At 62.1% G+C, this 20976-nt stretch carries 19 protein-coding genes and 1 pseudogene; 12 read left to right on the top strand and 8 right to left on the bottom strand.

Annotated elements, in window-relative coordinates; all coding sequences use genetic code 11:
* Positions 1-45 precede the first annotated feature (45 nt).
* Entirely contained in the window at positions 46-447 is a 402-nt protein-coding gene (locus tag ACT9T4_RS02480) for an NINE protein (protein WP_042552460.1), read from the bottom strand.
* 138 nt (positions 448-585) lie between these two features.
* Between ACT9T4_RS02480 and ACT9T4_RS02475 the strand changes: the two genes are divergently transcribed.
* Complete coding sequence (locus ACT9T4_RS02475) at positions 586-1797, top strand: putative DNA modification/repair radical SAM protein (protein WP_042552461.1); 1212 nt, start codon at positions 586-588, stop codon at positions 1795-1797.
* Entirely contained in the window at positions 1797-2741 is a 945-nt protein-coding gene (locus ACT9T4_RS02470; protein ID WP_179539653.1) for a TIGR03915 family putative DNA repair protein, read from the top strand. The genes ACT9T4_RS02475 and ACT9T4_RS02470 overlap by 1 nt, the downstream gene beginning before the upstream one ends.
* On the opposite strand, the gene ACT9T4_RS02465 is transcribed toward ACT9T4_RS02470, so the two are convergent.
* Complete coding sequence (locus tag ACT9T4_RS02465; protein WP_042552462.1) at positions 2707-3852, bottom strand: PilT/PilU family type 4a pilus ATPase; 1146 nt, start codon at positions 3850-3852, stop codon at positions 2707-2709. The genes ACT9T4_RS02470 and ACT9T4_RS02465 overlap by 35 nt on opposite strands.
* A 65-nt stretch (positions 3853-3917) precedes the next feature.
* Positions 3918-4952, bottom strand: a complete 1035-nt coding sequence (locus ACT9T4_RS02460; RefSeq protein ID WP_042552463.1) for a type IV pilus twitching motility protein PilT — start codon at positions 4950-4952, stop codon at positions 3918-3920.
* A 136-nt stretch (positions 4953-5088) separates the two neighbouring features.
* Between ACT9T4_RS02460 and ACT9T4_RS02455 the strand changes: the two genes are divergently transcribed.
* The 5 genes and pseudogenes from ACT9T4_RS02455 (at position 5089) to ACT9T4_RS02435 (ending at position 9630) form a co-directional block, all read left to right on the top strand.
* Complete coding sequence (locus tag ACT9T4_RS02455; RefSeq protein WP_499115361.1) at positions 5089-5775, top strand: YggS family pyridoxal phosphate-dependent enzyme; 687 nt, start codon at positions 5089-5091, stop codon at positions 5773-5775.
* A 37-nt stretch (positions 5776-5812) separates the two neighbouring features.
* Positions 5813-6631, top strand: a complete 819-nt coding sequence (proC, locus tag ACT9T4_RS02450; protein WP_499115359.1) for a pyrroline-5-carboxylate reductase — start codon at positions 5813-5815, stop codon at positions 6629-6631.
* An 11-nt stretch (positions 6632-6642) separates the two neighbouring features.
* Complete coding sequence (locus ACT9T4_RS02445; RefSeq protein WP_042552466.1) at positions 6643-7233, top strand: YggT family protein; 591 nt, start codon at positions 6643-6645, stop codon at positions 7231-7233.
* Between the two features lie 6 nt (positions 7234-7239).
* Positions 7240-7530, top strand: a pseudogene (locus ACT9T4_RS02440) (DUF167 domain-containing protein); the annotation flags it as partial.
* 114 nt (positions 7531-7644) lie between these two features.
* Positions 7645-9630 (top strand): dynamin family protein, encoded by a 1986-nt coding sequence (locus ACT9T4_RS02435; protein ID WP_499115357.1) that lies wholly within the window; start codon positions 7645-7647, stop codon positions 9628-9630.
* Between the two features lie 68 nt (positions 9631-9698).
* On the opposite strand, the gene ACT9T4_RS02430 is transcribed toward ACT9T4_RS02435, so the two are convergent.
* The 5 genes from ACT9T4_RS02430 to ACT9T4_RS02410 are packed head-to-tail and all read right to left on the bottom strand — an operon-like array spanning position 9699 to position 16340.
* Positions 9699-11852, bottom strand: coding sequence for a lipase family protein (locus ACT9T4_RS02430; RefSeq protein ID WP_499115356.1), 2154 nt, complete (start codon positions 11850-11852; stop codon positions 9699-9701).
* 6 nt (positions 11853-11858) lie between these two features.
* Positions 11859-12590: a hypothetical protein gene (locus tag ACT9T4_RS02425; protein WP_499115354.1), complete on the bottom strand. Its 732-nt coding sequence runs from the start codon at positions 12588-12590 to the stop codon at positions 11859-11861.
* A gap of 5 nt (positions 12591-12595) precedes the next feature.
* Positions 12596-13294, bottom strand: coding sequence for a hypothetical protein (locus ACT9T4_RS02420; RefSeq protein ID WP_499115352.1), 699 nt, complete (start codon positions 13292-13294; stop codon positions 12596-12598).
* Between the two features lie 41 nt (positions 13295-13335).
* On the bottom strand, positions 13336-14253 hold the full coding sequence (locus tag ACT9T4_RS02415; RefSeq protein WP_499115350.1) for a DUF4123 domain-containing protein: 918 nt from the start codon (positions 14251-14253) through the stop codon (positions 13336-13338).
* Positions 14250-16340, bottom strand: a complete 2091-nt coding sequence (locus ACT9T4_RS02410) for a type VI secretion system Vgr family protein (protein WP_499115348.1) — start codon at positions 16338-16340, stop codon at positions 14250-14252. Before ACT9T4_RS02410 ends, ACT9T4_RS02415 begins: the two co-directional genes overlap by 4 nt.
* A 582-nt stretch (positions 16341-16922) precedes the next feature.
* Between ACT9T4_RS02410 and metX the strand changes: the two genes are divergently transcribed.
* From metX to hemW, 5 genes are all read left to right on the top strand, one after another.
* Positions 16923-18062, top strand: coding sequence for a homoserine O-succinyltransferase MetX (gene metX, locus ACT9T4_RS02405; protein WP_225837458.1), 1140 nt, complete (start codon positions 16923-16925; stop codon positions 18060-18062).
* Between the two features lie 2 nt (positions 18063-18064).
* The gene (gene metW / locus ACT9T4_RS02400; protein WP_499115346.1) at positions 18065-18685 is read left to right on the top strand and encodes a methionine biosynthesis protein MetW; all 621 of its coding nucleotides are present in this window, start codon (positions 18065-18067) and stop codon (positions 18683-18685) included.
* A gap of 15 nt (positions 18686-18700) precedes the next feature.
* Positions 18701-19105, top strand: a complete 405-nt coding sequence (locus tag ACT9T4_RS02395; RefSeq protein WP_499115344.1) for a DUF4426 domain-containing protein — start codon at positions 18701-18703, stop codon at positions 19103-19105.
* On the top strand, positions 19102-19695 hold the full coding sequence (rdgB, locus tag ACT9T4_RS02390) for an RdgB/HAM1 family non-canonical purine NTP pyrophosphatase (RefSeq protein ID WP_499115342.1): 594 nt from the start codon (positions 19102-19104) through the stop codon (positions 19693-19695). The genes ACT9T4_RS02395 and rdgB overlap by 4 nt, the downstream gene beginning before the upstream one ends.
* A 100-nt stretch (positions 19696-19795) precedes the next feature.
* Positions 19796-20935 carry a radical SAM family heme chaperone HemW gene (gene hemW, locus ACT9T4_RS02385; protein WP_499115340.1) on the top strand — a complete coding sequence of 380 codons (1140 nt, stop codon included), beginning with the start codon at positions 19796-19798 and terminating at the stop codon, positions 20933-20935.
* The last annotated feature ends 41 nt before the right edge of the window (positions 20936-20976 follow it).

Raw genomic sequence — 20976 nt, 5'->3', positions numbered from 1 at the left:
GGTGGGCTGAAGCGGATCGCCGCCCGGCCCACGATACGTCCGAGGTTAGCGCTGCGCCTGTGCGTTCTTGATCGACACTTGGTTGTTCAGCGTCCAGAGGTCGTAGAGCACGCCCAGCAGGAACAGGCCACCGGTGAAGAAGTACAGGATGCCGGTGATCCACTTGCCCTGATACATGCGGTGTGCGCCGAAGATGCCGAGGAAGGTCAGCAGGATCCAGGCAACGTTGTAGTCCGTTTCGCCAGCGGTGAAACGCAGGTCGGCTTCACGATCCATGGCCGGAATCAGGAACAGGTCGATGATCCAGCCGATGAAGAACAGCCCCAGGGTGAAGAACCAGATGGTCCCGGTTACCGGCTTGCCGAAATAGAAACGGTGAGCGCCGAGAAAACCGAAGATCCAGAGCAAGTAGCCAATGATCTTGCTGTGAGTGTTTGCACGCTGCATCGAAAAGTACCTCGCTTTCATCTATCCAGATAATGAGACGCTCGCTACCGCCTCAACATCACGCCTCCGACGAGACGCCCTTGAGCGAGCGGCTTCCTTGCCCGATACTGTATATAAATACAGCTATCGGATCACGCCATGCAACTGATCGAAAAGCTTACCGTACTCGCCGACGCCGCCAAATATGATGTGTCCTGCGCCAGCAGTGGCGCACCCAAGCGCAGCTCCAAGGGCCAGAACGGCATGGGCGCCACGGACGGCATGGGCATCTGCCACAGCTTCACTCCCGACGGGCGCTGTGTCGCTCTGCTCAAAGTGCTGCTCACCAACTTCTGCCTGTACGACTGTCAGTACTGCGTCAATCGCCGCTCCAGCGATGTGCCCCGCGCACGCTTCACGCCGGAGGAAGTGGTCACGCTGACCCTAGATTTCTACCGGCGCAACTGCATCAGCGGGCTGTTTCTCAGCTCCGGGATCATCCGCTCGGCCGACTACACCATGGAGCAACTGGTACGGGTCGCCAAACTGCTGCGCGAAGAGCACGAGTTTCGTGGCTACATTCATCTCAAGACCATTCCCGATGCATCGCCGGAGCTGATTGCCGAAGCGGGCCGCTATGCCGACCGTCTCAGCGTCAATATCGAGCTGCCCACCGAAAGCAGCCTGATCCGCCTGGCACCAGAGAAAAGCGTGGCGCCGATCAAGCTGGCCATGGGCACCATTCGCAACGGGGTCGAGGAGGCGGATAGCGAGAAACGCGCGCCGGCCTTTGCGCCAGCCGGGCAAAGCACGCAGATGATCGTGGGCGCCGACGCCACCGATGACAGCACCATCCTGCACACCGCCCAATCGCTGTATGGCGACTTCCGCCTCAAGCGCGTCTACTACTCGGCGTTCAGCCCGATTCCGCAAAGTCCCAAGAGCGTGCCATTCGAAGCACCACCCCTGCTGCGCGAGCACCGCCTCTATCAGGCGGACTTCCTGATGCGCGGCTACGGCTTCAAGGCCGCCGAACTGCTCGACGGCCCCGGCAACCTGGCCCTGGATATCGACCCCAAGCTGGCCTGGGCACTGAACAACCGCCAGCATTTTCCCGTCGACCTGAATCGCGCCGATGTAACCATGATCGCCCGCATCCCCGGCATCGGTGTACTCAGCGCTCAGCGTCTGGTCGCCCTGCGACGGCAGAAGCGCATTCGCTTCGAGGACGTCGGCCGCCTGCGCTGCGCTCTGGAGAAAGCCAAGCCCTTCATCGTCACCCAGGATTACCGCCCGCTTCAGGCCACTCGCGAATCCCTGCTGCTGCGTCAGCAATTAAGCGAGCCTCCCCGGCAAATGGGGCTGTGGTGATGCACCAGGTTCGTTTCGATGGCAGCTTCGCTGGCTGGCGTGAGGCCGCCAGGACGCAACTGCGCCGCGGCCTGGCGCCCCACCAGTTGAGCTGGGTGCAGGACAGCCAGGAGAATCAGGATCTGTTCGGCCAGCTGGACGAGCCGCAACAGGCCGTGGCCTGCGATCGCCCGGTGCGCGTGCCCCGCGCTCTACTCGACCAGCTGGAAAGTGCTGCACGCTTTCGCTGCCCCCAGCGCTGGGCGCTGCTTTACCGCATTCTCTGGCGCGTTGCCGCAGGCGATCAGGCCGCCATGCTGGCCGGAGATATCGACGGCAGCGAACTGCATGGGCGCCTCAAAGCCGTGCGCCGTGAAGCTCACCATCTGCATGCGTTTCTGCGTTTCAAACCGCGGGACGCCACGGCCGGAGGCCCGCAACTGGTGGCCTGGCACGAGCCTGCGCACGACATCCTGGCCAGCGCCAGCATGCATTTCGCCGAACGCCTGGGTCGGCAGACCTGGATGATCGCGACACCCGACGACGGCGTGTACTGGGACGGCGAAAACCTGCACCATGCCAGTCCTTGCCCGCCCGACTGGCAGCAACTGGCGCAGGGCACCGATGATCGCAACGAAGCCATGTGGCTGGCCTATTACGGCAGCACCTTCAACCCGGCTCGGCTCAATCGCAGCGTGCTGGAAACCAACATGCCGGTGCGTTTCTGGCGCAACCTGCCGGAAGGCCCGCTGATTCCAAGGTTGATGAGCCAGGCCCGGGCAGGCGCCCAGGCCAATGGGCAGGCTCAGGCGGTGGCGGTCAGGCCTGGAAAACGCATCCAGGCTGACGCCGAGCAGGTACTGCCTATTCGAGCGACAGCCCGAGAGGTGCCGGGCGGTATACCCAGCAGCCCGACAGACCCGGCGTCGATCAGCGGAAACGCCGCCCCGGATCTTCGTCGGTGACTTCCAGAGACAACCCCTGGGACATGCTGGTCAGATGCTCGCCATCGGTTTCCGAGCCGAGCTTGATCATCAGGCGCAGGTCGTTCGCCGAGTCGGCGTACAACAAGGCATCTTCGTAGGTGATTTCGCCCTGGCTGTAGAGGTTGTACAGCGCCTGGTCGAAGGTCTGCATGCCTTGCTCGGTGGAGCGCTTCATCAAGCCCTTGAGCTCATGCACTTCGCCCTTGCGGATCAGGTCAGCCGCCAGCGGCGTATTGATCAGCACCTCGATGACCGCGCGACGCCCCTTGCCGTCCGGCGTGGGGATCAGTTGCTGGGCGACGATGGCCTTGAGGTTCAGCGACAGATCCATCCACACCTGATTCTGCCGGTCCGCCGGGAAGAAGTTGATGATTCGGTCCAGCGCCTGGTTGGCGTTGTTGGCGTGCAGGGTGGCCAGGCACAGGTGGCCGGTCTCGGCGAAGGCCACGGCGTGGTCCATGGTTTCGCGGGTCCGCACCTCACCGATCAGGATCACGTCCGGGGCCTGCCGCAGGGTGTTCTTCAGCGCTACTTCGAAGGAGTCGGTGTCGATCCCCACTTCACGCTGGGTGACGATGCAGTTCTGGTGCTGGTGGATGTACTCGATCGGGTCTTCGATGGAGATGATATGGCCACTGCTGTTCTTGTTGCGGTAGCCGATCATCGCCGCCAGCGAGGTGGACTTGCCGGTACCGGTAGCCCCCACGAAGAGCACCAGACCGCGCTTGGTCAGCGCCAGCTTCTTGAGGATCTCCGGCAGCTTGAGGTCATCCAGCGTCGGGATGTTGGTCTCGATGCGGCGCAGTACCATGCCGGCCAGGTTGCGCTGATAGAAGGCACTGACGCGGAAGCGGCCGATACCTCGGGCGCTGATGGCGAAGTTGCATTCGTGGTTCTCGGCGAAGTCCCGACGCTGCTGCTCGGTCATCACCGCATGAACGGTTTCGCGGGTCATTTCCGGCGACAAGGGGGTCTTGGTCACAGGCATGATCTTGCCGTTGACCTTCATCGACGGCGGCACGCCAGCGGTGATGAACAGATCGGAGCCGCCTTTTTCGACCATCAGGCGCAACAGTTTTTCGAATTCCATGGGGCCTACCTAAATGCGCTGGCGCGACGATCAACGGCTGGCGGACAACTGTCCACCAGCATGGCTCAGAAGTTTTCCGGGGTCTTGGCTTTCTCGCGCGCGCTTTCGCGGCTGACCAAGCCTTTGGAAACCAGTCTTTTCAGGCACGAGTCCAGGGTTTCCATGCCCAGCGCACCGCCGGTCTGGATGGCCGAGTACATCTGCGCCACCTTGTCCTCGCGGATCAGGTTACGGATCGCCGGGGTGCCGATCATGATTTCATGGGCGGCCACACGACCGCCTCCGATCTTCTTCAGCAGGGTCTGGGAAATCACGGCCTGCAGCGATTCGGACAGCATCGAGCGCACCATGGACTTCTCTTCCGCGGGGAACACGTCGACCACCCGGTCGATGGTCTTGGCGGCGGAGGTGGTGTGCAGGGTGCCGAAGACCAGGTGACCGGTTTCCGCGGCGGTCAGCGCCAGGCGGATGGTTTCCAGGTCGCGCATCTCGCCGACCAGAATGATGTCCGGGTCTTCGCGCAGCGCCGAACGCAGGGCCTCGGAGAAGCCGTGGGTGTCGCGGTGCACCTCACGCTGGTTGATCAGGCACTTCTTCGACTCGTGAACGAATTCGATCGGGTCTTCGACGGTGAGGATGTGGTGGTACTTGTTGCTGTTGATGTAGTCGAGCATCGCCGCCAGGGTGGTGGACTTGCCCGAGCCGGTCGGCCCGGTCACCAGAACCAGCCCGCGAGGCACGTCGGAAACCTTCTTGAAGATCTCGCCCATGCCGAGGTCTTCCATGCTCAGCACCTTGGAAGGAATGGTACGGAACACCGCACCGCTGCCACGGTTCTGGTTGAAGGCGTTGACCCGGAAGCGCGCGACACCCGGCACTTCGAACGAGAAGTCGGTCTCCAGGAACTCCTCGAAGTCCTTGCGCTGCTTGTCGTTCATGATGTCGTAGATCAGCGCGTGCACCTGTTTGTGATCCAGGGCGGGCAAGTTGATCCGGCGCACGTCGCCGTCGACCCGAATCATCGGCGGCAGGCCTGCCGAGAGGTGCAGATCCGACGCGCCTTGCTTGGCGCTGAAGGCAAGCAGCTCGGTGATATCCATGGGACTCCCTAATGACGGTAGAATGCCGCGTAACTCAGGATAGGGGGCCTTGAGGAGTCACCATGCGGCTGCGTGAGCACGCCCTTCGGAGACCACCGTCAAGCCCGCAGAAACGCTCAGGCGGCAGGCGCAGGTAATGTCCACGATAGCAGAGAATATTGCAAAGGTCGGTGTGCGTATCCGTGAGGCGGCGCAAGCCTCGCAGCGAGATTTCGCGAAAATCGGCCTGTTGGCGGTGAGCAAGACCAAACCTGCCGCAGCCATTCGCGAGGCTCATGGGGCCGGTCTGCACGATTTTGGCGAGAACTACCTGCAGGAAGCGCTCGACAAGCAGGTGCAACTGGCCGACCTGGCACTGACCTGGCACTTCATCGGCCCCATCCAGTCGAACAAGACCCGCCCCATCGCCGAACACTTCGCCTGGGTGCATTCGGTGGACCGCTTGAAGATCGCCGAGCGTCTGAGCGAACAGCGCCCGCCCGAGCTGCCGCCACTGAACATCTGCCTGCAGGTCAACGTCAGCGGTGAGCCCAGCAAGTCCGGCTGCCAGCCCGACGAACTCGCGGCGCTGGCACAGGCGGTTACACAACTGCCCAAGCTGCGCCTGCGCGGATTGATGACAATCCCCCAGCCTACCGACGACATCGCCATGCAGCGTGCGGCCTTCGCCCGCCTGCGGACGCTGCGGGACGACCTGAACCTCGATCTCGACACCCTGTCCATGGGCATGAGCCACGACCTCGAGGCGGCCATCGCCGAAGGCGCGACCTGGGTGCGCATCGGCACGGCGCTGTTTGGTGAACGTGACTACAGCAAGACCTGAATCACCCGATCTCGACTCTCTAGATAGGAAACTCACCATGACCACTCCCCGCATCGCCTTCATCGGTGCCGGCAACATGGCTGCCAGCCTGATCGGCGGGATGCTCGCCCAGGGTCTGCCGGCCAGCGCGATCCGCGCCAGCGACCGCGGCGCCGAGCAACGCGAGAAGATCAACCGGGAACACGGCATCGAAGTACTGGCCAGCAATGCCGAGGCCTGCCGCGACGCCGACGTGATCGTACTGGCGGTCAAACCCCAGGTGATGAAGGATGTATGCCTCGACCTGGCGCCACATCTGCAGGCGGGCCAGCTGATCGTGTCCATCGCCGCGGGCATCACCAGCGCCAGCCTGGAAAACTGGCTCGGCCCGCGTGCCGTGGTGCGTTGCATGCCCAATACGCCGTCGCTGCTGCGCCTGGGCGCCAGCGGCCTGTACGCCAACGCGCGGGTCAGCGCCGAACAGCGCCAGCAGGCCGAGCAGCTGCTCAGTGCCGTCGGCCTGGCCGTGTGGCTGGACGAGGAAAAACTGATCGACGCCGTTACGGCCGTCTCCGGCAGCGGCCCGGCCTATTTCTTCCTGCTGATCGAAGCGATGACCGCCAGCGGTGAAAAGCTCGGCCTGCCCCACGAAGTGGCCGCCAGGCTCACCCTGCAGACCGCGCTGGGTGCCGCGCAGATGGCACTGAACAGTGATGTGGACGCCGCCGAGCTGCGTCGCCGCGTGACCTCACCGGCCGGCACCACCGAAGCGGCCATCAAGACATTCCAGGCAGGCGGCTTCGAAGCGCTGGTCGAGCAGGCCGTCAAGGCCGCCGATCACCGCTCGGCCGAGCTGGCCGAACAACTGGGTCAATAAGGAGACAATCAATGATCGGTCTGAACACCGCAGCCGTTTACGTTCTGCAGACCATCGGCAGCTTCTACCTGCTGATCGTGCTGCTGCGCTTCATCCTGCAACTGGTACGGGCGGACTTCTACAACCCGCTCAGCCAGTTCATCGTGCGTGCCACCCACCCGTTGCTCAAGCCACTGCGCCGCATCATCCCCAGCATCGGCGGCCTCGACCTGGCATCCCTGGTACTGGCGCTGATCGTGCAGTTCGTGCTGATGGCACTGACCCTGATGCTGATGGGCGTCGGCGTCGGCGATCCGCTGCTGATCCTGGTCTGGTCGATCATTGGCGTCACCGCCCTGCTGCTCAAGGTGTTCTTCTTCGCCCTGATCATCAGCGTGATCCTTTCCTGGGTCGCCCAGGGCACGCACAATCCGGCCGCGCTGTTGGTCAATCAGATCTGCGAGCCGCTGTTGACGCCGATCCGCCGCATCCTGCCGAACCTGGGTGGCCTGGATCTGTCGCCCATCGTGGCGTTCCTGATCCTCAACCTGATCGACATGCTGGTGATCCGCAACCTGGCGGTCAGCACCGGTATGTTCAGCGGCCTGAGCCTGGCGATCTAAGCGTCCGTGAGCTTCCACCGCTGGGACGGCGATGCGCTGATCCTCGACTGTCACCTGCAGCCCAAAGCCAGCAACGATGCGTTTGCCGGGCTGCATGGTGAGCGCCTGAAGATCCGCCTCACCGCACCGCCGGTGGACGGCAAGGCCAACGCGCACCTGCTGGCCTTTCTGGCCGATGCCTTTGGCGTCGCCAAGAGCCAGGTCACGCTGGAAAGCGGTCAGCAGAGCCGCCAGAAACGGGTGCGTATCCAGGCCCCCAGGCTGTTGCCAGCCGGTCTCGGCCTGACCGTTCGCCCTACCGGAACAACCACCAGCGCCATTGCCACCCGCCAGCCATTGACGGCACCGTCTCCCTTCGCATAATGCTCGGCAGCCCGCATCGTCGACCGATGCCCTGTCAGGGAATCCCCCATGAGCATGGAACGCCTCAGTGAACAGGTAGATGCCTACGTAGGCTGGAAGCGCGAGCTGGTCCGCGAGATCACCCGCTACCGCAGTTGGCTGGCGCACAACCGGCTGAGCAGCGAAGGCGTCGAAGCGCGCCTGGAACGCGCTCTGCGCCTGCTGCGTACCGATCACATCACCCTGGCTTTCGTCGGCGAGTTCTCTCGCGGCAAGACCGAACTGATCAACAGCCTGTTCTTCTCCGAATACGGCCAGCGCATGCTGCCCTCCCAGGCCGGGCGCACCACCATGTGCCCCACGGAAATCCTTTTCGATCCAGGCGCCGGGCGCCCGTACATCCGCCTGCTGCCGATCGAAACACGCATCTCCGAGGCCAGCGTGGCGCAGTTCAAGCGCACGCCCCGGCACTGGGTGGACATCCCGCTGGACACCAGCGACCCGGACAACATGGCCAAGGCCTTCGCCCAGGTGGCGGCGAGCAAGAGCATGCCCGTGGAGAAAGCCATCGGCCTGGGCTTTCACCCGGACAACCTGGAAAGCACCGACAGCTGCGGCCAGGTGCTGGTACCGGCCTGGCGCCACGCCATCGTCAACTTCGATCACCCGCTGCTGCGCCAGGGCCTGCGCATCCTCGATACACCGGGCCTGAACGCACTGGGCTGCGAGCCGGAGCTGACCCTGTCGATGCTGCCCAGCGCCCAGGCGATCATCTTTCTGCTGTCCGCCGACACCGGCGTCACCGCCAGTGACCTGGACATCTGGCAGCAGCACGTCCAGCCCATGGACGAAGAGACCCAGAGCTGCCTGTTCGCCGTGATGAACAAGATCGACGTGCTCTGGGACGACCTTGCCGGCGAGACGTCGGTCGCCAACGCCATCGAGCGGGTGCGCATGCAGGCGGCTCGCCATCTGGGCCTCGCCAGCCAGGACATTCTGCCGCTCTCGGCCAAGCAGGCGCTGCTCGCCAAGGTCCGCAAGGATCCGGCACTGCTCGCCCGCAGCCAGATGGCCAGTCTCGAGTCGCTGCTCTGCGAGCGCATCGTGGCCCAGAAGGAGCGCCTGCTCGAAGAGCGCGTGGTGCGCCAGGTGCTGGCCATGCTCAACAACAGCCAGCATGTCCTCGGCCTGCGCCTGGGCAAGGTCGCCGAACAGCTGGAGCTACTCGACGAGCGCCGTCAGGACAACGGACAGATGCTGCTGGAGCTGACCGCCCGCACCAAGGATGACCATACCGTGCATCACAAGCGCCTGGTCGCCCTGAAAACCAACCAGCGCCTGCTGCGCAATCAGGGCGAACGCCTGAAGAGCGCAGCGCGGCCGGAGAAGCTCGACGCCCACCTCAATCTGTTGCGCCGCCAGCTGACGGGCAGTTGGACGACGCTGGGTATCAATCAGGCCATCCTGCAGTTCTTCACCGCCGTGGAAGACGACCTGCACAGCCTGTCCCACGACGCCGAAATGGCCAACCGCATGGTCGATGCCATCTACCGTCGACACAACGCCGAGAATCCCCTGCAGGCCGTCGACGCACCGAGCTTCGAACTGGCCCGCTACGTGCGCGAGTTGCGTCACCTGCAGAAGAAGGCCGACCGCTTCCGCCTGGGCCTCAAGAACCTGCTGACCGAGCAGCGCAGCCTCAGCCGACGCTTCTTCGCCACTCTGGTGCAGGAAGTCATCGGCATGCACCGCCGCCTGCGCCGCGACGCCGAGCAGTGGGCCGACGAAGCACTGATGCCGCTGATGCAGCACACTCTGGAGCACAAGCAGTTGCTGGAAGGCCACATGCTGCGCCTCAAGGCGCTGGCGCAGGATACCCAGCACGGCCGTCAACGCCGCCAGCAACTGGCGCACTATGGCGAGGAGCTGAAGCAACAGCTGGCACAGGCCGGCGAGATGCTGCGCGTAATGCGCCGCCCCGCGCCGATCCAGCGCCAGGGCAAGGTGGTTAGCCTGCCGGTGATAACCCGGTTACAGTCGATCCCTGATCTTTAATTATCTTGCTGGCACTTGCCTCAGGTACCGACGCCGGAAAAGAGTCGTGTTCCAACGCCCGGTCTCGCTCAAGCGTATCGAGGGTCAGAAAGCTTTATGCGCGCCAAGCTTTCTGCCTTTTGGTTATCTCCGATTGCTCGCCATTGAGCCACCAGCTCCGTCAGATCCTCGCGCTCGAGCTGATCGCCAAATACATCCCGCGCCGTTAGCCGCCTCTGCGACTCATTCAAGAGCCGATGTTTGGCACGTATCAACGCCTCCTTTTGCTGCTTGCCGAGCGAGCGCACCACCGCGATTCCGTCCTCATACATCTGCCTCAACTGCAAATCGGTCTTGTCATAGAAACGGCTGTCATGACGGGTTCTCACAGCTCGGCGAAACTCCAGAAAGCTGCCTGGCTGCCAACTGGCAAGCTGTGCTTCGGCCTGCTCGATCAGGGTATGGATATCCTGGGTTTCTCCAGGGTTGAACAGCGCACCGTCTCGCTCCTCGACGCTGGCGTTCCAGCGCAGCAGGGTCGTCAGCATGGCACGACTATAACCCCCGTCACTGGAATGTTCCGCAGCGGCGAACGCCTGCTCGACAAGCGACATCCGCTTGGGCATATCACCTTGCACATTGATCGCACCGGCATAGCGTGCGCAGGCCTGCTCGTCGATCAAGGCGCAATTGGGCTGCCACAATATCGAAACCTCGCTACCGCCATTGGCTTTGCGAGGCACGAAATGCCGCTGCTCACCATGATGCTCGTAAGGGTCGCCCCTCAGGTTGAGCAAGCCGCCCAGCAGCAACGCGATGCCCAGCGTCGGCGAGCTGAACAAAGCGACAGTGCCCGCACTGGCGAGCTTCCATTCAGCATCCATCCAGACGAAGGGCACCGCAGGCACGGGGTCGTTGTGGTTGACGAGACGGTGATGAGCAAGCGCCTGGGCACTTTGCACGAAGGCACGGTCGCCTGCGCGCGGGGCGCCGAAGGTGTAGAGCTGGACGTCCTTCGACCAATTTGCCCTCAACCATTCCGCCAGCAATAAAGCAATCGCCCCGCCCAGGCTGTGGCCGCAAATGATCAGCGTTTGTCCGCCAGTATAGAAAGCCTCCATATAGCGTTCGGTAAACGCCTTCGCTGCCTTGAACGCCCCGTAGAACCCTCGATGAGCCTGGCCAACACCTTCCTCGTAGGGCACTTGGCGCGCATCCATATCGCGTAGGATGTCCGGCGTTTCCTGAGTACCACGAATGGAGATCAGCACCACCCTGTCGTTGTGGGTGATAAAGGCCTGGCTCTCGGTCTTCTCGTCGTGGAGAAAATGCACGTCTTCCGGATTTTTCCAACCATTTTCCGCTTCAGACCGGTAACGCTCGGGGTCATGGGGCATGACTTCCAGCCGCTTGGAGTAGGGCACCTCCTCGCAGAGCAGGTGGTAGCGGGCGGTATTGAACAGCGCAGGCCTGCCCAGACGCGACAACTGCTCACGTAATACATGGCCGATGCTGCCCTGCAAAGCGTAGGGCGGCGGTGAAGACATATAGCGTTCATTGGGCAGCTTGGCTTTCCCGAACGCGCCGTACACGAACGTGCTCATCACCGCCAGGTGATAAGCGTTCATGGCGCAGAACGCCTTGTCGCGCGACAGCAGCGGGCTGTAGGCACGCAAGGCCTTCACTTCCAGTACATGATGTTGATTGGGGCTCAGGGCTACGCCCGTGCGCTCGGCGGCGAGCCCCGCGTTCTGCTTGAGGGTGGCAGACGGCCGTGGCTGCCAGGCCGTATCGGCATCCGGCAGGTGGCCTGTCGCTTCGACGAAGTCCCTCACCTCCACACGCCAAAAACGGGCTTTCTCAGATGCCGCCCGTTCCTCTGCAAGATAGGTTGTGCCGTCAGCCTGGCGAGGGCCGGATGGGGATTGTTCGGCGGCGACTTGGAGGGTGGCTAGAGGAACTTTGAAAGCCTCCCTGATAATAAGTTCTTCATACCAAGGATCGGAACCACCATCATATAGGCTCGACAGATTTAGAACGGTCGACCCGCAATAGATACTGGCGATGCGGGCATAACCTTCACGATCTAAAGTCCCCTTATATTCTTGGCCCTGACTGTCGTGCAAGGTGTAAGGGAGTCCAGCATAAGGCACCCCGCTGCCATGCTCGTCGACCAACCGAAAACTGATCCAATGCCCTCTTAGAGGACAGGCCAATGTTTCAGTAGCGCTTGGGTCACTCATCCCTGATTACTCCCTGCAACTTGGATAGACGGTGCATTCCTGCCCATTCATTTGAAAGGTCTGAAATACTGGCGGAGCTTGGCAGCGCTGCCAGCCCACTTTGGGCAGGCATGGCTTCCAACCTTCCGGGAATTCAATCCAGGTGTCGTCTCTATAAGGCCTCTCTTCTAGATTCACCCGAAAGTCCAGCCGAACCGTCTTGCCCGCCAATTCATCGCCAATCAGATGCGCGCCCGCGCCCTTGCAGCTCAGAAGCTTGCTGATTTCACCTTTTCTGGAATGAGCCTTACTGAGCTGAAACAACCACGTGCACTCCGCCGTCTTGCTCAGGCTGCCATCGGCCTGGAAAGCCGGCGCGCCCGGCGGCAGGCTGTCCAACAGCACCAGGCGACCGTTGTCGTAGGTGCGCTGCCAGTCCTTGTCACCGTAGCGGCCATGAATGAACAACCCGACACGCCCCAGGCGCATTTCGCACAGGCCCTCCCGGTAACTGACGGGAATGGTGAAACGATAGTGCTGCGGGCCGCTCTGAAAACCGCTCTCGAAGGTACGTGCCCGGCTGCGACCATCGCACTCATTGGCCACGTCGTAATGGGCCTGGGCCTTGATGGAAAAGTCAGGCGGCAACTGGCCTTCGAGGGTAAAACGCTCACCAGAGAACGAGGCCAGCGAGCTGCAAGCGCTCAGCGCGGTGGCAACTACAGAAAGAGCGAATAAACGGCTCAAAGACTTTTGCACCTGAATCACTCCTTGCAGCTGGGATAGACGGTGCATTCCTGCCCGTTCATTTTGAAAGTTCTAAATTGCGGAGGATTGCGGCACCATATCCATTGCCCTTTTGGAGTGCTTTCTTGGGCACAGGGCCTCCAACCGCTTTGGAACCTCACCCAGGTTTCATCAATGGCCGGCTTCTCTTCTGGATTAACTCGGATATCCATCCGAACCGTCTTGCCCGCCAATTCGTCGAGAACCAGATGGGCACCCGCGCCCTTGCAGCTCAGAAGCTTGTCGATCTGACCAAGTCGAGATTTGGCGGTGCTCAACTTGAACAACCACGTGCACTCCGCCGTCTTGCTCAGGCTACCATCGGCATGAAAAGCCGGCGCGCCCGGCGGCAGGCTGTCCACCAGCTCCAGGCCACCGTTGTCGTAAGTGCGCTGCCAGTCCTTGTCACCGTAGCGGCCATGAATGAACAACCCAACACGCCCCAGGCGCATTTCACACAGGCCCTCCCGGTAACTGACGGGAATGGTGAAACGATAGTGCTGCGGGCCGCTCTGAAAACCGCTCTCGAAGGAACGCGCCCGGCTGCGACCATCGCACTCATTGGCCACGTCGTAATGGGCCTGAGCCTTGAGGGAAAAGTCAGGCGGCAACTGGCCTTCGAGGGTAAAACGCTCGCCAGAGAACGAGGCCAGCGAGCTGCAAGCGCTCAGCGTCATGAATAGCATGCTGCCCAATAGCGATCGTGCGCTTACAGGATTCATCGCCGGTCACGCTCTGGAGCTACGATCACGGTACGGCAACGCAGATAGTGCTGTTCCGGTTGCTCTCCTGGAGCTTTGTCCCAGCCAGGATGGGAGGCTAACGCCGGGAACAACCGGTGCTTTAGCAAGAAGCGGATTTGCTCAAGATCTCGCCACTCCCAGCCTTCGGCCTGAGCTAACTGCTGCCGCAGCCAGGCATCCAGATGTACGCTCTCCCCCAACATGGCAGTCTCGACCGGATGCTGCTGCCAAAGCCATTGCAGCAGATTGTGATGACGGACACCTTCCGCCACGGGAGCAGGGTCGGCAATCGTCAACCAAGGCGTTGCAAATGGACGGTGGTAATGACCTGGGGCGGGGTTATCGAACGCCATCCAGGCTTCACCACTCCAACAGAGGGCACTGGCAAAAGGCCCCATCAGCAAGGCGCGTTGGCCAGGCTTCAGGTGAGCAAGATGGTGAGCGATCACCCGACCATCTTGAAAGCGATAGAGCGAGCGCTGCCCGGCCTCATCCTCGACCACCATTCGCGCTTGCCAATGCTCGACCAACACGGATAGCTCGAAGTGCTCGGCGCTGGCCAGCCACCCCCAATGGCGCTGAGGCTCATCCAACAAACCATGTAAATATTCCAGGCCCTCCCTGGGCAGATGTATCAGCCACGGGGAAATAGACGTGAGTGCGGCAAACTCAGTGCCCAGATACACATTGGCATAAGCTTGCATCAGGTTCGCGCCGAACAGTTCTGGGATTGGGTTTGGCTCAGCGAGAGGGTCGATGACCAGTAGCAGCTCTCGCTGCCTACCAATCTGCTCGCTCAGCCACTCCCTGGCCTGAACGGGAATGGAGGCTGGGTCACCGCTAGCGACTAATTCGGAGGGCCCGGCAGCCGATGTGCCGACTACTGGCGTCATACGCGAATACCTCCAGCATGGGCTGGCAGCTCGCAAACCCCTTCACGGCAGGCCTCACAGATCGGGCAACGGCTTGCTGCTAATTGACGCGCTTTGAGAGCAAGCTGTAATTGTGCGTTAGCCAGAGCTAGCACGGGGTTATTGCCCGCGCTGTCAGCATCCGCAGCCCAGGGAATAACCGGCCCGAGAATATTCAGCCCCGTACCACTGCCGGGCGCTCCGCCCGAGTTCATCTTGATACTCGCACCACTCAGGGTCACGCCGCTGGGGTCGAGTTTCAGGAAACTGCCGCCCGCAGCGGCCGTTAGCTCCATGCCCGCCTCGATGACGACCTTCTGCCCGGCGAAATAGTGCAGCTCGTTGCCTGCCTCGATGAACAGACCGGTGCCGATCTTCACATGCTGCGTGCTAGCGACCGAGAGGTGGTCGTCAGCGCGGATTTCGGTCTTGCGCTCGTGGTCGGTGGTGCGGTGTTCTTCGGCCTTGAGTTCGGTGTAACTATTGGCCTCGACGGTGTCATGCCGCTCGTTGCCGACGCGGATTTTCTGGTCGTGTTCGATGTTCTCGTCCCAATCACGCTGGGCATGGATGTAGATCTGTTCGGCGCCCTTGCGGTCTTCGATACGAAACTCGTTATAGCCACCACCGCCAGGGCTGCTGAGTGTCTTGAATACGCTTCTCGTCTTGTTCGCTGGCAGGTCGTAGGGCACCACGTGCTCGGCGTGGTACAGGCAGCCGCTAACCAGTGGCTGGTCGGGGTCGCCTTCGAGGAAAGTGACCAGCACTTCCATGCCGACGCGGGGAATGGCAACACCGCCGTAGGCCTTACCCGCCCAACCGGAGGCCACACGCAACCAGCAACTGGTCTTGTCGTTACCCTGGCCGTCGCGATCCCAGTGAAACTGCACTTTGACCCGACCATACTGGTCGCAGTGGATCTCTTCGCCAGCCGGCCCAGTGACCACGGCGGTCTGACTTCCAGGCACCTTGGGCTTGGGGTGCTCAAGCGCCGGACGAAAGGGGATGTCCCAGGGAGTGGCGGTGAAGCGGTTGCGGTAGCCCTGCTGGAAACCGTCGCCCGGCTTGCTGTCGCTGGTGACCGACTCTTCCAGCACCTGTGGCTGTTTGCCCTCGTGAATCACTTCACCCAGCAGCCAAAGGTCATTCCATTGCTGACATGGATGACCGGCCATGGCAAGAAAGTGGCCAGAGGCCAAATAGGCGTCGCTCTTGCCCTCGGCCAGCTCATAGTCGCTGCGCAGGCGTTCCAGGCTGCGCTTGGCCAGGTGCCGGCCACGGGTGCGGTCGGTGAAGCGACCCGGATAGTCGTACGCTTCCAGAGTAGGCAAGAATTCGGCGCTGTAGCTCGCTTCCATCCGAAGCTTGGGCTGTTCGAAATCATAGTCGCGCCAAGAGGCCTGGGTGCTGCGGGTTTCCAGGCGTACGCCGAAGGCGCGTACCACTTCGTGACGGGCAGCCAGGCCGCTGTCCTGTTGGTAGGTCAGCGGGTCGAGGCGGGGGAAGACGGTGGCGTCGTCGCCGAAGACCAGAGCGTGGCCATCCTCACTGTGCTCGAAATGGAAGCTGATGCCCTCTTCTTCGCAGAGCCGCTGCACAAAGGCCAGGTCACTCTCGTCATACTGGGTACAGTAGATGCGCTCCGGATAGGCATAGGGGCCGAAATGCATGCGGTAGTCGATGGTATCGAGCAGGCCATGTTCGTCGAGTACGGCGGCGATGATCTGCGGCGCGGTGAGGTGCTGGAAGATACGCTGGTCGAAGCAGTGCTCCAAATAGGCCAGTGTCGGTCGTAGGTCGATGCGGTAGCGTGTCAGGCGCTTGCCGGAGTCGCCCTGCTCGATGCCGTAGATAATGCCGTGCACGCCCTTGCCACTAGGGCCGAAAGCTAGGTAAGCGGGCTGGTTGATCAGGGCATGGAGATCGAGGTTAGCGCGCGGGCTGACCAGATCGATCTCGAAACAGTAGGGTTTGTTGAGTATTTCCCGGCCGGTGAACGCGAGCACCTGAAGGTCGGTCTCGACAGCGGGGATGCTGAGAGTGATATGTGCCTGATTAGCATCTAGCATGGCAGTTTCTTCCTTGATACGAGCCACCTGCAGGGTGCACATGCTCGTAAGAGGATTCAATACTGGCAAGGCGACAGCATGACCTGAGTCACGCTAATGGCCTCATCAGCACCGGCAGGCTCTTCTTTCAGCAAATGCAGCCTGGCGATGACTCGAAACCTAAGAGCCTGTTCACGATCTTCTTTAACGCAACACCTATAGGCCGCTTCAAGGCGCAAGCGACCTGTCGGTGACCCGCGTTGACGCACGGATCACAGCCTTCGGCCCCGGATTACGCCTACGGCTAATCCAGGCTACGTTCTGTGGGAGCGCGCCATGTGCGCGAAAAATCGCGGGCATGGCCCGCTCCCACAGATACTGCGCCGATGACCGCTTGCGCCACATTGCGGCTATTGATTTGGGATGGTTGGAAAGCTGCTTCGAAAGATCATGAACAGGTTCTAAGTGCATCTGTGTTTCCTGCCGAACGCTCTCCGCTACAGAGGATGCGGCGAGGCCGGACGCAGTTTCCTTGCCGCTGACAGGCGCGCTCTTTAGACTGCTGCACTTTCCTACGTATCTCTTATTATCCGAGCAGGGTCGATGCCGACTGTTTTTCCTCAAGACTCCGTTGGCCTGGTCACGCCGCAGATCGCCCATTTCGCCGAGCCCCTGGCCCTGGCCTGCGGGCGCAGCCTGGCCGACTACCAGCTGACTTATGAAACCTATGGCGAGCTGAACGCCAGCGCCAGCAACGCTGTGCTGATTTGCCACGCGCTGTCAGGGCACCACCACGCCGCCGGCTACCACAGCGTGGACGACCGCAAACCGGGCTGGTGGGATAGCTGCATCGGCCCCGGCAAACCGCTGGACACCAACCGCTTCTTCGTCGTCAGCCTCAATAACCTCGGCGGCTGTAACGGCTCGACCGGCCCGTCCGACATCAACCCGGCGACCGGTAAGCCCTTCGGCGCCGACTTCCCAGTGATGACCGTGGAAGACTGGGTCAATAGTCAGGCTCGCCTCGCCGACCTGCTCGGCATCGGCCAATGGGCCGCCGTGGTCGGCGGCAGCCTGGGCGGCATGCAGGCCATGCAGTGGACAATCAGCTACCCGGATCGCGTGCGGCATTGCCTGGCCATCGCTTCGGCGCCCAAATTGTCGGCGCAGAACATCGCCTTCAACGAGGTCGCCCGCCAGGCCATCCTCACCGACCCGCAATTCCACGGTGGCCACTTTCAGGAACAGGGCGTGATCCCCAAGCGCGGCCTGATGCTGGCGCGCATGGTCGGCCACATCACCTACCTGTCCGATGACGCCATGGGTGAGAAATTCGGCCGCGGCCTGAAGAACGAAAAGCTCAACTACGACTTCCACAGCGTGGAATTCCAGGTCGAAAGCTACCTGCGCTATCAAGGTGAGGAGTTCTCCGGGCGTTTCGATGCCAATACCTACCTGCTGATGACCAAGGCGCTGGACTATTTCGACCCGGCCGCCGAGCACAACGGTGATCTGGCCAAGACCCTTGGTCAGGCCAAGGCCGACTTCTGCGTGATCTCGTTCACCACCGACTGGCGCTTCTCGCCGGCCCGCTCGCGAGAAATCGTCGATGCGCTGATCGCCGCACGCAAGAACGTCTGTTACCTGGAGATCGATGCACCCCAAGGCCACGACGCCTTTCTCATGCCCATTGCGCGCTACCTGCAGGGCTTTGGCAGCTACATGCAACGGATCGAGGTGTAAGCATGCGAGCCGACCTAGAGATCATCCAGAAATGGATTCCCGCTGGCAGCCGCGTGCTCGACCTTGGCTGCGGTGATGGCGACCTGCTCGCCTGGCTGAGCGCCAACAAGCAGGTCAGTGGTTACGGCCTGGAGATCGACCCGGAAAAGATCGCCCAGTGCATCGGCAAGGGCGTCAACGTCATCGAGCAGAACCTCGACGAAGGCCTCGGCAACTTCGCCAGCGACAGCTTCGACGTCGTGGTCATGACCCAATCCCTGCAGGCGCTGCACTTCCCGGACAAGGTACTGGCGGAGATGTTGCGCGTCGGCAAGACCTGCATCATCACCTTCCCCAACTTCGCCCACTGGCGCTGCCGCTGGTATTTGGCGAGCAAGGGCCGCATGCCGGTGTCGGATTTCCTGCCGTACACTTGGTACAACACGCCGAACATCCACTTCTGCACCTTCGAGGACTTCGAGCGCCTGTGCCATCAGCAGGACGCTCGAGTACTACAGCGCCTGGCGGTCGACCATCAACACCAACACGGCTGGGCTAGCCGCGCGTGGCCCAACCTGCTGGGCGAAATCGGCATTTATCGCATCAGCGGGCGTAATGCACGCGATGTGCACATTGCCAACTGAGCAGCGGAACCGCCCATGCGCCTAGCCCTCCTGCTGATTACCCTGTGCTTGAGCCTGCCGGCCAGTGCCGCCGAGCGCATGCAGCGCCTGGGTGATCTCGAGGTGCATTACAGCGCCTTCAACGCCAGCTACCTGCAACCGCAAATAGCACAGGCCAGCGGCCTGCTGCGCAGCGGCAAGCAGGGCGTTCTGAACATCAGCGTGTTGCGAGCAGGCAAATCCAGCCCAGCCACGATCAGCGGTGAAGTGAAGAGCGTGCTTGGCCACGGCCAGACGCTGACCTTCATCGAACAGCGCGAGGGTGAATTCGTCTCGTACCTGGCGCAGTTTCCCATCCCCTCGCGCGAGGTGCTGCTGTTCAACCTGCAGGTGAACGGCCAGCGCCTGGACTTCAACCAGGAACTCTTTCCGGAGCCATGATGCCTTTCCCAGAACTCGTCCTCGCCAGCCACAACGCTGGCAAACTCAAGGAACTGCAAGCCATGCTCGGCGACAGCGTACGCCTGCGCTCGGTCGGTGAGTTCAGCCAGGTTGAGCCGGAGGAAACCGGCCTGTCGTTCGTCGAGAACGCCATCCTCAAGGCCCGCAATGCCTCGCGCCTGTCCGGGCTGCCCGCCCTGGCCGACGACTCGGGCCTGGCAGTCGATCATCTGGGCGGCGCGCCGGGCATTTACTCCGCCCGCTACGCCGACGGCCTGGGCGACGCCGCCAACAACGCCAAACTGCTGGCCGCCCTCAAGGACGTGCCGGATGCCGAGCGCGGCGCCCAGTTCGTCTGCTGCCTGGCCCTGGTGCGCCACGCCGACGACCCGCTGCCGATTCTCTGCGAAGGCCTGTGGCACGGCAGTATTCTGCATGAAGCCCGTGGTGAACATGGCTTCGGCTACGACCCGCTGTTCTGGGTGCAAGAGCGCCAGTGCTCCAGCGCCGAACTGTCCCCCACAGACAAGAACAGCCTCAGCCACCGCGCCATCGCCATGCGCCTGCTCAAGCAGCGTCTGGGCCTGTAAACAGCGCCACCAGAGGGGCGTTTCGTCCGCGAACATTGGAGCTTTGCCCAAGTCGTGCCACGATAGCGCCCCGCAATCACCCTGCCGTGACCCAACGCCTGTGTTCCAGCTGCCTCCCCTGGCCCTGTACGTCCATATTCCCTGGTGCGTGCGCAAGTGCCCCTACTGTGATTTCAACTCCCACGCCGCCGGCCCAAACCTGCCGGAAGAGGCTTACGTCGACGCGTTGCTCGCCGATCTCGACAGCGACCTGCAGCAGGCCCACGGCCGACCGCTAACGTCGATCTTCTTCGGCGGCGGCACACCCAGCCTGTTTTCCGCCAAGGCCCTCGGGCGCCTGCTGGAAGGCGTGGAACGGCGCATTCCGTTCGCCAGCGACATCGAAATCACCCTGGAAGCCAACCCGGGCACTTTCGAGCAGGAGAAATTCGCCGCCTACCGACGCCTGGGTATCAATCGGCTGTCGATCGGCGTGCAGAGTTTCCAGGCAGAGAAACTCAAGGCCCTGGGCCGCATCCACGATGGCGATGAGGCAATTCGCGCCGCCGACATGGCCCGCGCGGCCGGCTTCGATAACTTCAACCTGGATCTGATGCACGGCTTGCCGGATCAGTCCCTCGATGACGCGCTGGGCGACCTGCGCATCGCCATCGCCCAGGCACCGACTCACTTGTCCTGGTATCAGCTCACGGTGGAGCCGAACACGGTGTTCTGGAACCAGCCGCCGGTGCTGCCGGAAGACGACACCCTCTGGGACATTCAGGAAGCTGGCCAAGCGCTGCTCGCCGAACAGGGTTACGGCCAGTATGAAGTATCGGCCTATGCACAGCCCGGCCGTGCCGCCCGGCATAACCTGAATTACTGGACATTCGGCGACTTCCTCGGCATTGGCGCTGGCGCCCACGGCAAGCTGAGCACACCAGACGGCCGCATCAGCCGCACCTGGAAAACCCGCCTGCCCAAGGACTACCTCGACCCCGCCAAGCAGTACAGCGCTGGCGAACGCATCCTCAGCGCCGACGAGCTGCCGTTCGAGTTTCTGATGAACGTGCTGCGCCTGAGCGATGGCTGTAGCGCCGAGCTGTTCAGCCAGCGAACCGGCCTACCGCTGCAGCAACTGGCCAGCGCCCGCGAACAGGCGGAGCGCCGTGGTCTGCTGCAAAAAGATCCCGCTCGTCTGACGGCGACCCGCGAAGGCCAGCTGTTTCTCAATGACTTGCTGCAATACTTCCTGCCCTGAATCACGGCCGCCATAGAACCAAAGGCGCGCCGGATGATCCC

This window comes from Pseudomonas sp. SZ40 (assembly GCF_052958135.1).
Note: the sequence above shows the minus strand (reverse complement) of the source record. Positions and strands in the feature narration are given on the sequence as shown.

Coding starts and splice junctions, on each gene's coding strand:
- ACT9T4_RS02480 (WP_042552460.1), bottom strand. CDS start 447: ATGCAGCGTGCAAACACTCACAGCAAGATCATTGGCTACTTGCTCTGG.
- ACT9T4_RS02475 (WP_042552461.1), top strand. CDS start 586: ATGCAACTGATCGAAAAGCTTACCGTACTCGCCGACGCCGCCAAATAT.
- ACT9T4_RS02470 (WP_179539653.1), top strand. CDS start 1,797: ATGCACCAGGTTCGTTTCGATGGCAGCTTCGCTGGCTGGCGTGAGGCC.
- ACT9T4_RS02465 (WP_042552462.1), bottom strand. CDS start 3,852: ATGGAATTCGAAAAACTGTTGCGCCTGATGGTCGAAAAAGGCGGCTCC.
- ACT9T4_RS02460 (WP_042552463.1), bottom strand. CDS start 4,952: ATGGATATCACCGAGCTGCTTGCCTTCAGCGCCAAGCAAGGCGCGTCG.
- ACT9T4_RS02455 (WP_499115361.1), top strand. CDS start 5,089: ATGTCCACGATAGCAGAGAATATTGCAAAGGTCGGTGTGCGTATCCGT.
- proC (WP_499115359.1), top strand. CDS start 5,813: ATGACCACTCCCCGCATCGCCTTCATCGGTGCCGGCAACATGGCTGCC.
- ACT9T4_RS02445 (WP_042552466.1), top strand. CDS start 6,643: ATGATCGGTCTGAACACCGCAGCCGTTTACGTTCTGCAGACCATCGGC.
- ACT9T4_RS02435 (WP_499115357.1), top strand. CDS start 7,645: ATGAGCATGGAACGCCTCAGTGAACAGGTAGATGCCTACGTAGGCTGG.
- ACT9T4_RS02430 (WP_499115356.1), bottom strand. CDS start 11,852: ATGAGTGACCCAAGCGCTACTGAAACATTGGCCTGTCCTCTAAGAGGG.
- ACT9T4_RS02420 (WP_499115352.1), bottom strand. CDS start 13,294: ATGACGCTGAGCGCTTGCAGCTCGCTGGCCTCGTTCTCTGGCGAGCGT.
- ACT9T4_RS02415 (WP_499115350.1), bottom strand. CDS start 14,253: ATGACGCCAGTAGTCGGCACATCGGCTGCCGGGCCCTCCGAATTAGTC.
- ACT9T4_RS02410 (WP_499115348.1), bottom strand. CDS start 16,340: ATGCTAGATGCTAATCAGGCACATATCACTCTCAGCATCCCCGCTGTC.
- metX (WP_225837458.1), top strand. CDS start 16,923: ATGCCGACTGTTTTTCCTCAAGACTCCGTTGGCCTGGTCACGCCGCAG.
- metW (WP_499115346.1), top strand. CDS start 18,065: ATGCGAGCCGACCTAGAGATCATCCAGAAATGGATTCCCGCTGGCAGC.
- ACT9T4_RS02395 (WP_499115344.1), top strand. CDS start 18,701: ATGCGCCTAGCCCTCCTGCTGATTACCCTGTGCTTGAGCCTGCCGGCC.
- rdgB (WP_499115342.1), top strand. CDS start 19,102: ATGATGCCTTTCCCAGAACTCGTCCTCGCCAGCCACAACGCTGGCAAA.